Origin of the sequence: Flavobacterium sp. JLP (assembly GCF_015350755.1) — a bacterium.
GTDB lineage: Bacteria > Bacteroidota > Bacteroidia > Flavobacteriales > Flavobacteriaceae > Flavobacterium.
Map to the genome: position 1 here is coordinate 851,315 of NZ_JADKPS010000001.1, position 13,001 is coordinate 864,315.

Sequence of the window (13,001 nt, forward strand, 5' to 3'; positions counted from 1 at the left end):
TTAATTATTGAATAACAAAATAAAATATAGTCAAAACATGAAATTTTAACAATATCTAGCGGAAAACTGCCCAAAATCCTTATAAAAAAGATATTTTAATGCAGAAGAAAAAACTTACTTTAAAGTTAGTGAATAAAAAAACTCACTATTCATATTAAAATACGAATAGTGAGTTTTTTAAACCAAAACGACCATTTGGTTTTCTTTAGAAAACATCCGACCAATAGCAGCGGGGTGTTTTAATTAGCTATAATTTCAAAACTTTTATCTTCAATTTTCACAATTGTTAATGCTTGTGAATAATTTAATAAAAAAGAAACGACTTCTTTTTTAGGTTTTAAGTTCTTAGAAGCTAATGCTTTTTTAGAGTAAATTTTCGCCATACTGTAAATAAGTTATATTTAGTATAACGAGCTAATACTCAAAATAGTATTAATTGGTTAAAATAATTTGATGTTTATCAATTATTTTTCTCAAATTCATTAATGCATAACGCATTCTTCCTAATGCTGTATTGATGCTAACGTCTGTTAGTTCAGAGATTTCCTTGAAACTCATGTCTTGATACATACGCATTACCAATACTTCTTTTTGATCTTCTGGAAGTTCTTCGATTAGCTTTTTTAAGTCAATCTCTACCTGATCTACGATCATTTTGCCTTCAATTGTCAACGAATCGTCAGACATTATAGAGAAAATCGAAAACTCTTCGGTTTCTCTGTACATTGGCATTTTTTTGGTTTTACGGAAGTGATCTACAATTAAATTGTGAGAAATACGCATAACCCAAGGCAAGAATTTGCCTTCTTCGTTATATGAATTACTTTTTAAGGTTTTAATCACCTTAATGAAAGTGTCTTGAAAAATATCGTTTGAAATATCTCTATCAGCAATCTTTGAATATATGAATCCATATATTTTAGACTCGTGCCTTTTAATTAATGTCGAAAGCGCTGTTTCATTGCCATCGATGTAATTTTTTACTAATAGAGCGTCTGGAATATGCAGATCAGCCATAATACTACTTTTTTAGGTTCTATAATTTGGAGTAATTTTTCTAAAAAGTAATTTTATTGTATAGGCGTATCTTTTTTTGAGTATGTTAATATTGTGACCAAATTTAACAAATTATTATTTTAAAAAGCAAATAAAATCGACATTAATTAACAATAAAATCTAAAAATTTGTAAGCAAAACTTAAATTTCATCGATTAAGTGCGTTAAAACATCAAATAAATAAAATATTTTTAGATGCAAAAAAAAGACATAAATAACTTACAATTAAACAATTAAGTCATTTATATCTTCTTTTTCACGTCTTTTTTATTGATACACTCGAACGTAATCTACAAAGTATTTTTGAGGCAAAATTTTATCATCTACTTCTGGGCCTCCAAAATTTCCTCCAATAGCTAAATTCACAATAATATAAAATGGCTTATTAAAAGGCCAGGTATCTTCATTTTTTACTGGCGGATTAAATGTATATGCCAATGTTTTATCAACATAAAAGTCTATTTTATCTTTTGTCCACTCGATTGCATATACATGATATCCTTCTTCAATATCAGGAAATGATGTTCTTTTTGTATTGATTGTATTGCCGTGACTGTCTTGTGTATGCAGTGTCGTGTAGACCATGTGAGGATCTCTGCCAATATATTCTAAAATATCTATTTCACCTGTTTTAGGCCAATATACTTCATCAATATTTGCACCTAACATCCAGAATGCCGGCCACAATCCATGGCCAATTGGCAATTTAGCCCGAGCTTCGATTCGGCCATACAGGAACTCTTTTTTGCCTTTTGTGGTAATTTTGGTCGATGTGTATTTATTTCCGTCTTTTTTGGCTTCTATAACTAAATTTCCATCTTTAAATTCGTGATTTTCTTTAGTATAAATTTGTCTTTCATTATTTCCGAAACCGCAAAGATCAGGACAGCCATCTCCAACTTCAAAATTCCAATCCTTCTCATTTAATTCTTTTTTATTGAAATTTTCTTCCCAGACTAATTTCCTTTTCACTTTTTGTGCGAAACAAAAACTGCTTATCAATAGTAGTATAATTACTTTTTTCATTGTCTTCTTAAATTACATAAAAACAAGAAGGCCAGCCTAAATCTGACCTTCTCATTTCATTCTTACTAATTAATTTATAATCTATTGATATACTCTGACATAATCAATCTCCATTGAAGACTGTGTAAAAGCTGCATCAATATTGCCACCAAAAGTACCTCCCATAGCCACGTTCAAAATCAAAAAGAAGTCACTATTAAAAGGCAAAGAACCGTCATTAGGAACTGAGTGAATCAGATCTTCATCGACATATATTTTTACTGAAGCTGGACTCCAAATCGTTTTATAAACATGAAATTCTGTTGAAACATTCGGAATCGTTTTAGAACCTGTATTTGCATTTCCTGCTGAATGTCCAGGATAATGAAGAGTTCCGTGAATCAAATTTTGGCTGTTTCCTACGTGTTCCATAATATCTATTTCACCGCACGCTGGCCACGCTTTTGTTGCATAATTTTGTCCCAGCATCCATATTGCAGGCCAAGTTCCTGCACCAATCGGCAATTTGGCACGAACCTCAACTTTTCCGTAAGTAAAGGCAAATTTAGCATCTGTTTTTAATCGTGCTGAAGAGTAATCTGCACCTCCAGAAGCTTCTTTTTTAGCTGTAATTTTTAGATTTCCGCCTTGTACAATTACATTCGTCGCGGCGTTGGTGTAATTTTGTTTTTCACTATTTCCCCAGCCATTATCTCCTCTGCCTAAATCATAACTCCATTTTGTGGCGTCAGGCGCTCCATCTGTATTAAACTCATCTGACCAAACTAACTTACTATAATCCGTTACTGGATTTTGAGTTGGTTTTGTAGTCGTAAAAATATGATACCACGCTAATGCTGGATTTCCTCCCATAACAGCTCTAACCACCATTCTATTGGCTGTAATTGACAAGATTTCATATGAACTCTGTCCAATATAATACCCCATAAAGCCACCATCAGAGAAATTAATAGTTGTTCCTCTTGTTTGTGTCGTATGATCTGGATTTGCCATTACAACTGATTCTGAAGGACTTAATGAAACTGATTTTTTACCAGCCGTATTGTATGTCAAACAAGCATCAGAACCTGAATTTCCTCCTCCTACGCTTTCAAAAGCAGCGTTAAAGAAAGTTGCTCCGCCATTATTTAGTTCAAATTTAAGCTGATCTCCATCTAGAGAGAAAGTCAATACGTTTTCGTATAAACAGCTGCTTGACGGCGACCCCGCTTTTTCAAAAGGACCAGCAGAATAATAATTTGGATAATAATTTTTACTAGCGTCATTATCATTTTGCCCCACTCCTAAATGTCCTGGCTCAGATGCAGACCAATACCATTTTTTAGATGTTCCGCCGGTTAAAAATGCAACTGCTTCAGCATCACTAAAGTTACTAACTACCTCAACATCGATTGTTGTATTGGTTGCAACACCGCCTTTTCCGGTTGCAATTACGGTTACTGTATACTTGTTAAGTCCTGTTTTGGTAAAACGTTTTGTAAATACACCGCTTGGAGCATTTTCTGAAGTACCATCAGTAAATACATATTTGTATGAAATGGCATCATCTGCTGCTGCTGTAAATTTTACCATTCCTGATCCGTCTCCATTTGGAGCAGTGGCAGTTTTTCCAACAATCTCGGCAGTCACTTTAAGATTGGTTGGCGAATTTATATCGCCGAATGCAAAATCATCTTTCTGACAGCTTACTGTCAAAAGAATAGTCAGCATCATTATTATATTTAGAATTATTTTCTTGTTCATGATTTCGAATTTTTAGTTGGATTGTTTAATGTCATCAAAATAGTAGGTTTTCCCTGTGCCGTTAACTCCAAAGTCAAAAAACACAACTACTCTCTGAAACTGATTGGCCGTTGTGGCTCCATCAAAATCAAATGTGAGCTCTTCCCAGCCATTTGCAACTGTCGAGGTGGCATCTACTTCTTTATTAATAGAACTGTCTGCAAAATTTTCAAGTTTTAACTTGACTACAATTCCGGCCTGAGGCGACCACACTTTTAATTTTAATTTTTTGAAAGAAGAAAAATTAAGCGGCGCTGCCAATTCAATAAAAGATCCAGCCCAAACTTCAGAACCATTTCCTTTTGTTAAGGCACCTACTTTTGCTGAAGTATTAATTCCTGTTTTATCTGGATTATCAGCTAATACAGAATTTGCTCCTCCAAAACTTGTAAACTTATATACCAAAGTAGAGGATTCAAAAGTCAATGGTAATTTTACCGTTTCTACACCAGAAGTCAATTGAATATCATCAAAATAATAATCAGCTCCAGTTCCATTCGTTCCAAAATCAAAGAAAACCACTAATCTTTGGTAATTTTTCGCATTATCTACTGCAGAGAAATCAAAAGTCAAATCTTCCCAGCCGTTTGCAACTGTATTAGTTACATCTACTTCTGTATTAATGTCTGGATTTGTTAAGTTCTCTAATTTCATTTTTACAACAATTCCCGCTTTTGGTGACCAAGTTTTGATTTTGATTTTTTTCAAAGTTGAAAAATCAATCGGAACTCCCAATTCTATAAATGATCCAGCCCAAACTTCAGAACCAGCATTTTTAGTTAATTTAGCCACTTTTGCGCTCGGATTATTTTCTCCAACACTCGGATTATTTGCTACAACTGTATTAGCTCCGCCAAAATTGGTAAAAGCATAATTAAGTGTAGGAGACTCAAAATCTACTGGCAATAATACAGGATTAGAGATCGTAATAGATTCTTCATAAGTTGTTTTAGCTGCGCCGCCACTCAAAGCAATAACTTTTACTTTATAAGTTCCCACGTTTGCATACGTATGTTTTATCGTTTCACCCTCCATAAAATTAACTGGAGTTTCATTGGCAGTTTCTCCAAAGAAAACCTGAAAATACGTTTCAAAATTTGCTTTCGCAGTAACGGTCGCTGAAAAATTATCACCCAAAACATGTGCTAATGTTGCCTGCAGATTTGTTGGTGCTAAAAACGAAACCATTACATCCTGAGTTGTTTCAGTTGTTTTTCCGTTAATTCCCATCGCGATAATTTTAGACTTGTAAACACCTTCTTTATAAGTGTGTGTCGTAGTGCCGCCTGGTGAAAAATAATCTGATTCTGGAGATCCGTCTCCGTAATTTATTTTGTATTGCGTAACGCCTTCGCCTTTAGGTAAAAAAGTAACCTTACCTGAATTATCTTGTGTTATCGTTGTCAAAGCAGATACGTTGGCCGGTGCACTTACACCGCCTAAATCTATATTGCCGCTTTCTTCGCTTGCACAACCTAAAAAGAGTATCAAGACGAAAAGACTTATAATAAAATGTATTTTTTTCATAATAGTGTTTTTTAATATCCAGGGTTTTGTTGCCAGTTTCCGTTTGCGAATTGAATTTCTTCAATTGGAAGCGGAAATAATTCGTTTTTATTAGCTGTAAAACCCGCTATTTTTCCAACTGCTTTTCCAGTTCTTACTAAATCAAAGAAACGGTGTCCTTCTCCAAAAAGTTCTACTCTTCTTTCTGCCCAAATAAAATCAGTCAATGCTGCTCCAGAAGCTGAAATATCATGGTTATTGTCGCCAAAAGCACGTCTTCTGACTGCATTTAAATAGGTTTTAGCTTTTGCATCGTCTATTGCTCCACGATTGTAAGCTTCTGCTGCCATAAGTAAGACATCAGCATAACGAATTGCTCTGTAATTGTTTGGATTTGTTAAGTTTAAATCTCCAGCTGCACTTGCACTTCTTTTTCTAGGAAGGTATTTTCTATTGAAGAAACCAGTGTCTTCATTTCCTTTTCCGTAGCTCACGCCTTTTCCTCCATCAAATGAAGAATTGGCTGTCGCCCAAGCTGCAATATCTAATATAGCAACATCTTTACGCTTGTCTCCTACTTCAAATGCATTTACACCTTCCTGAGTTGGAATATTAAAACTAAATCCAGAAGAAAATAACGGACCTGAATAATTTCTTATACCGCTAAAACCAACTGCAACGTTCCCTTCAGAACATTGAAGACATCCAAAACCAGCTCCTTCTACATCTGTATACTGTACTTCAAAAACAGATTCGGGACCGTTTTCTCCATCTAACTCAAACATGGCGTTATAATCTGCCTGAAGCGAATATTTACCAGAAGTAATTACACCGTCTAGAGCAGTTGCAGCCTGCGTAAATTTATTTTGATACAAATAAGCTTTTCCTAATAAAGCCAAAGCTGCACCTTTAGTTGCTCTTCCTTTTTGAGATGCTGTTGGAGATAAATTAGCTGCAGCAAAAATTAAATCAGCTTCAATAGAAGCATACACTTCTGCGACTGAAGAACGTGCTATCGTTTTTTCATCTCCAATTTTAAATCTAGCATCTCCTTTCATCGGGATTCCACCAAACCATTTCACTAACTCAAACTGGTAATATGCTCTCAGAAAACGTGTTTCTGCAATTAGCTGGTTTTTTCCCTCAAAATCGGTTTTATCTTTAAACTCAAGAATATAATTAGCTCTTTGAACGCCTGCAAACATCCAATTCCAGATATCTCTTAAATTGCTGTTTACAGGAGTGTGAATCATGTCGTCTATTTGCTGAAAACCAATAACATCTGTTGGACTTTCTCCTCCTGCCAATGTATTGTCTGATGCAATTTCGCCCAGCAAAACATTTACGTAAGAAGATTGAAGCAAATCGTAAGCAGCAATTAATGCCTGATCATAATCGGCTTTTGAATTGAAATAATTTTCAGAATCTATCGAATATTCTGGTGTAGGATCTACAAAATCATCTGAACAAGAAATACTTATTGTCGAGAACAAAATGATTGTTATAATGGTTGTAAATAAATATTTTTTCATTTTAATTGAAATTAAAAATTAATGTTTAAGCCCAATAAATAAGTTCTTGGAACAGGATAAAACCCATAATCGATTCCGCCTCCAATTGGGTTACCGTTTGAAGCGCCTGGATCAAAACCTTTATATTTTGTAAAAGTGTAAAGATTGTTTACACCTGTATAAAAGCGAACTTTTGTCATACCGGCTTTTTGAGCAACTTGAGAATTCAAACTATACCCTAATTGAATATTTTGAATTCTGAAGTAAGAAGCATCTTCGACAAAATAATCAGAGAAAACATTATTTGCTGTAGCGCCAGTTGTTACTCTAGGAGTTGTATTAGTTGATCCTTCTCCTGTCCATCTGTCTAAAACATAATTTAAACGATTGGCGTCAGATAATGTTCTTTCGTAGTTGCGTACCATATCATTGCCAACTGAAGCAAATGTGTAAACAGCAAAATCTAAATTTTTATAATTTAGCTGCATATTGAAACCCATTGTTGCATTTGGAATTGGATCTCCAATATTGGTTCTGTCTTTTGCATCTAAAACACCGTCACCATTATTATCGACATAACGAATATCGCCTGGTGCAGCATTTGCTCCTAAAGCAATTTGAGAAGGGTGTGCATCGACTTCGGTTTGATTCTGAAAAATTCCATCGGTTTTATATCCGTAAAAATATCCCATTGGTTTTCCTATTTCCATACGTGCCGGAGCTGGCTGTCCTACTCCAAAAGCACCGCTTTCTATAAATCCTGTTCCGTTGTTTACTTCTAAAACTTCATTTTTAAGGAAAGTAACATTGTATCCTACACTCATTGTAAAATTATCTGAGAATCTTTCTTTGTAATCAATCGCAAATTCAACACCTGAATTTCGAACGCTTCCTGCATTTAAAGTTGGAGAACTTGCACCCGGTGCACCTGTTCCATTAATTCCTGATACCGGAATATTCTGAATTAATAAATCGCTTCTTGTATCAATAAAATAATCTGTAACGATAGAAACTTTATCATTAAAAAGTCTTAAGTCTAAACCAACATCAAATTTCTTTGCTTCTTCCCATTTTAAATCCGGATTTGGCACTTGTCCAGTTGCAGTTCCGTTTACTAAAGTACCGTCAAAAACATAAGTTGCTTCTCCGGTTAAAAGTCCCAGATAACCGTAATTCGGAATTTGGTCATTTCCTAAAGTTCCGTAGCTGGCTCTTAATTTTAAAAAGTTGATTGTTTTTGATTCTCCAAAGAAACCTTCATCTGAAACTACCCAGCCTCCTGTGAAAGAAGGAAAATAACCCACTTTGTTTCCAGGACCGAATTTAGTAGAAGAATCACGGCGAATCATAGCTGATAATAAATACTTTCCTTTATAATCATATTGCAGTCTTCCAAAATAAGAAAGCCTCCTTTGATCGTAAACATAAGCGCTATTACTTAAAGCTTCGGATATTCCTTTTGTTAATGAAATATCTGCAAATTGCCAAGAATTATTTGGAACATCATAACCGGTTGCAAAAAGTCCATTGCCCCATTCTTTAAAAATAGTAGTTCCAAGTGTTCCTACAATATTATGGTTTTCGGCAATTTTTGCGGTATAAGTTCCAAAAAGGTCAAATGAATAATTATTATCATTTACAGCTCCCTGTGTTACAGAACTTCTTTGAACATCAAAAACTTTTCCACCATAGCTTATTTGCTGTGCAAATGTTTTAGATTCGCTGTTCGAAGTATTAAAACCAATTGCACTAGAAAGTACAAATCCTTTAAAGAGTTTGTAATCTAAACCAAAATTTCCGTTGATTTTTTTGTAATTGTAATCGTTATAAGTATTAGCAATCTGAGCTAACGGATTAATGATTTCTGTTCCTAAACCTGTTGTGCTTGGCACTAAAGTAAAATTACCATTTTGATCGTAAGGACTCAAAGTTGAGGGTACATTCAATGCGTTAAATAAAACAGATCCTAGTCCGTTTTCGTTTAACGTATTTCTTGTAAAATACGTATAAATGACATTTGTCTTAAGTTTTAATTTATCTGTTAAATCAGCTCCAAGACTAATCCTTGCGGTATTTCTTAAAAAGCCAGATTTATCGCCACCTACAATACCTTCTTGATCTAAGTGTGAACCACTGATAGCATAAGTAACTTTGTCTGAACCTCCAGAAACGGATAAATCATAATTAATAATCGGAACACCTGTACCAAAAACTTCATCCTGCCAATTGGTTCCTTTTCCTAAACCTGAAACATTTGGATAAGGAAGTGCTTTGCCGCCGTTTGCATAACTTTCATTTAATAATAAAGCATATTCTGTAGCATTTAGAGTTGGTAAAGTTCTAGATGTTTCCTGAAAACCTGTATAAGTATTAAAAGAGAATTTTGTTTTAGAGTTTTTCTTTCCTGTTTTAGTGGTTACTAAAATGATTCCGTTTGCTCCAATTGTTCCGTAAATTGCTGCTTGAGCATCTTTTAGAACAGTTAAGGTTTCAATATCACTCGGATTAATTAAATTTAAATCTCCGACATATCCATCAATAATGGTAGTTGGCCTATTTTCACCATTTGTGGCTATCCCACGAATACGTATATCTAAAGGTGCGCCAGGCGCTCCAGATTGTGTAGTAACATTAACTCCAGACATTGTTCCTTGCAGCGCCTGCTCTATTCTTGCTGGTTTCAAGATGTCGAGAGTTTTGCTGTCAAGTGTAGAAACAGCTCCGGTTACTTCTCTTTTCTTTTGAGTACCGTAACCAATAACCACAACCTCGTCTAATGATTTAGCATCATCACCGAGTCTTACTGTTATTTTTGTTCCTGAGACCACAACTTCCTGTGTCTTAAAACCAATGAAACTGAAAACAAGTGTCGTTCCTTTTGGGATTCCTAATAATTTAAACGATCCGTCAAAATCTGTAGATGTGCCTTGCGACGAATTTTTAACTTTTACATTTACTCCAGGCAATGAGAGTCCTGTAGAGGCTTCAAGTACCGTTCCGTTAACATCAAAATTCTGCGAAAACGCAAAAGATGTAAACAGCATTAGTACAATTAGTAATAATTTAGATTTCATAATTAGTTAGTTTTTATTGAAAGATAAAATTATCTGATAAGCTTAGGAATACCATAAATTTAACCTCAACAAAAAACATACATGACAAAAAAAATATCTCTAAATTGAATATATCACAAAAAACATCCTTATTTAACTATATTTTAAGAATTGAGAATGTATTCAAAAAAGCAGTATAAAAACAGTGCAATTTCTAAATGTTGAGGTAATGTATAGTTTTTTCGAGCTGATTTTTTGATTCCTATACAGCGAGAATATATTCAACTAAACCGATTTCGTGCTGTAAATCCATTTTTTTACGCAAACGATATCTTTTTATTTCAACACTTCGCACTGAAATATTAAATAAAGGCGCAATTTCTTTTGAAGAAAGATTTAATCGCAGGTAAGCACAGAGACGAAGATCATTTGGCGTCAATAACGGATGAAGCTGTTTAATTCTTTTCAAGAAATCTTTATCAGCGTTATCAAACGCTTCTTTAAATACATTCCACGAATCTTCTTCTGTAATATTCTTATTGATTGTACTAATCACTGATTTAATATTACTGCTGTCGTTTTGAGTCGTTTTCTTTAAATCTTCTTTAATAAAAGCCAGAAGTTCATTTTTGCTGTTCAAACTCATTGTAGAAACGGCGAGTTCTCGATTTTTGGTATCTACATCCTGCGAAAGCTGTTCGTTTCTCAATTTCATTAATTGCTGTTCATTTTCGAGTTCTTTAATTTCTAAAAGAAGGTTGTTCTCTTCAATTAATTTCTCTTTTTGCTTATGATAATAATTTCTATAGGCTTTGTTTATAAAATAGGCCATTATAACAATTAGCATAAAATAAATAAAACAAGCTAAATTGGTCAAATACCAAGGCTTTAAAACTACAAAAGTATACGCAGCTGTATTTTCAAGAATTGTATTGGCATATTTAGCTCTTACTTTAAAAGTATATTTTCCTGGAGATAAATTTTTAAAGTTAACTGTCGCTTTTGTGCTCCACTCACTCCAGTCATTCTGAAATCCTTCTAACAAATATTGATATTCAGAATTGATGTATTTATTATATTCTGGAACCGTATAATTTAAAGTGATATTATTTTCATTCGAACTAAAGCTTCCTTCATTTCCAAGAGCTACATTTTTGAGGGTTTCATTTTGTTTGTTGATTGTAATATCAGTAATAAATACAGTATAATTTTTAAAGCTTAAATCCTCAATATTTAAAGTATAATAACCGTCTGTTGTACCAATTAAATAAGTAGACTTTGAAATTTGCGTAATATTTTCAAAACCGAGCATTGAGTTGGTTAACGAAGACGGAATCGGAATCACGTTTTGTTTTAATTGATTACTGAGTTTGCTCGCAGAGAAATAATGAATGTAATTTTTAGAAAAAAGCCAAATTTTATTCGAATTATCGACGATCAATTTTCCAGATGTGTATTCGTCTTTTTCGAAAATAGAACTTAATAGATTATCTTTTTCAAAAAGTTTATTTTTTGAATTTAATTTAAAAATACCTCCTTTAAATGCATAGTAAATAGCATTATTGAATTTTGTTAAACTTGCGTTTTTTCCTTTTTGAGGCGATTTGTAAGTATAAAACCCTTTAGTTTTCAACAAAGATTTGTCTAACTTTAATCGAAAAATACCTTTATACTCGTGACTTACATACAGCTCAAAATTATTTGTGATTTCAAAATAACGTGACGAATAATCAAAGCCTTCGATTTTATTTCTAAAAACCCATTGATTATTTACTTTTTCTAAAACCGAAATTCCATAATAATTTCCTTGAAGCAATTGGTTTTTAGTATTCGGAACAACTTCAAACTTCCAAGTTCCTGAAGATGAAAATATATTTTTAGCCGAATCATTAGAAATTATAAAAGTCCCCGAATCATGGCCGCAAAAAAGCGTATTGTCGTATACAAAAAGTGACCAAACCTGCCCTTTCGTTCCGTTTATGAATTTAAATTCTGAATTGCTTTGCATATTTTTACAAAACAAACCTTGATTTGTACCCACGTAAAGCAAACCGTTAAAACTTGCAGAAGCATACACCGTTCCTAAAACGCCAGAATCATCTGTAAAACTATGAACAGGAGACTGAATGTTGATGCAATTTATACCGTTATCAAGACCAGCCCATAAATTCTGATCTTTATCCTCAAAAAGCGATAATGCCGTATTATTGCTCAAACCTTTACTTTGCGAAATATGATATTTTAGCTTTCCTGTATTTGATAAAATAAAAATTCCGTTAGAAACTGTTCCCAATGCAAAACTTCCATCCTGCAATAATTGACTACTATACACAAAACTCGATTTTAATTCTGCATCAACATCGGTAGAAAAACGCGTTAATGTATTCCCAGTCAATTTATAAATTCCGTCTAATTGTGTTTGAATAAGCAAACCATCATCTGTAGTAAAAACATTCACAATCGTAAACTTTTTCAGAATCGGATTATCTGAAACTAATTTTGATTTACCGCTTTCAATTTCAAAAAGCCCATCTTTTATAGTCTGAAAATAAATAGCGTTTTTAGCAGAAAAAGATTTGATGACGCCATTTTTAGGTGCAATTATTTTAAATTTTCCAGTTTTAGTGTCGTAAATATAAATTCGGTTTAAGGATTGAAACAAAATCCATTGATCGTATTTCAGGATATTCCAAAATTGCTCATCATCTAAAATTTTGTCCTTAATGGTATTACTGAGCGAAGTATATTTTAATTTACCGTTGCGCTGTCTCGTCCAATAACCGAAATCCATATAACAGCCTGTGTAGATTTTATTTCCAATTACTTTTACAGAGCGAATAATTGTTTCATTGGGTGCTGGATATAATTGCCAATTTGTTCCGTTAAATTCTAAAAGTCCTTCATTATTAGCAAAATATAAGTAATTCTGATCGTCTTGTGAGATCATCCAACTCTGATTTCCAGCGCCATAAACTGAAGAAGAGTATTTAATAATTGGCGGGAACTCCTGCGAAAACAGGATAAAGCTCATTAAAAGAAATAAAGTAGAAAGTTTAGTTTTCAAAAT

At 33.5% G+C, this 13,001-nt stretch carries 8 protein-coding genes; all 8 read right to left on the reverse strand.

The features are described 5' to 3' along the window. Nucleotides 1–239: 239 nt before the first annotated feature. Nucleotides 240–383, reverse strand: a complete 144-nt coding sequence (locus IRZ83_RS03865; RefSeq protein ID WP_194566948.1) for a hypothetical protein — start codon at nucleotides 381–383, stop codon at nucleotides 240–242. Between the two features lie 49 nt (nucleotides 384–432). Beyond that, nucleotides 433–1,017, reverse strand: coding sequence for an RNA polymerase sigma factor (locus IRZ83_RS03870; RefSeq protein ID WP_029269090.1), 585 nt, complete (start codon nucleotides 1,015–1,017; stop codon nucleotides 433–435). Nucleotides 1,018–1,323: 306 nt separating this feature from the next. Continuing rightward, entirely contained in the window at nucleotides 1,324–2,082 is a 759-nt protein-coding gene (locus tag IRZ83_RS03875; RefSeq protein WP_194566949.1) for a family 16 glycosylhydrolase, read from the reverse strand. An 81-nt stretch (nucleotides 2,083–2,163) separates the two neighbouring features. Continuing rightward, nucleotides 2,164–3,825, reverse strand: coding sequence for a family 16 glycosylhydrolase (locus tag IRZ83_RS03880; RefSeq protein WP_194566950.1), 1,662 nt, complete (start codon nucleotides 3,823–3,825; stop codon nucleotides 2,164–2,166). 12 nt (nucleotides 3,826–3,837) lie between these two features. Continuing rightward, nucleotides 3,838–5,391 (reverse strand): hypothetical protein, encoded by a 1,554-nt coding sequence (locus tag IRZ83_RS03885; protein WP_194566951.1) that lies wholly within the window; start codon nucleotides 5,389–5,391, stop codon nucleotides 3,838–3,840. 11 nt (nucleotides 5,392–5,402) lie between these two features. Beyond that, nucleotides 5,403–6,902 carry a RagB/SusD family nutrient uptake outer membrane protein gene (locus IRZ83_RS03890; protein ID WP_194566952.1) on the reverse strand — a complete coding sequence of 500 codons (1,500 nt, stop codon included), beginning with the start codon at nucleotides 6,900–6,902 and terminating at the stop codon, nucleotides 5,403–5,405. Nucleotides 6,903–6,913: 11 nt separating this feature from the next. Beyond that, entirely contained in the window at nucleotides 6,914–9,955 is a 3,042-nt protein-coding gene (locus tag IRZ83_RS03895) for a SusC/RagA family TonB-linked outer membrane protein (protein ID WP_194566953.1), read from the reverse strand. A gap of 241 nt (nucleotides 9,956–10,196) precedes the next feature. Then, the gene (locus tag IRZ83_RS03900; protein ID WP_317174549.1) at nucleotides 10,197–12,998 is read right to left on the reverse strand and encodes a triple tyrosine motif-containing protein; all 2,802 of its coding nucleotides are present in this window, start codon (nucleotides 12,996–12,998) and stop codon (nucleotides 10,197–10,199) included. Nucleotides 12,999–13,001 lie beyond the last annotated feature (3 nt).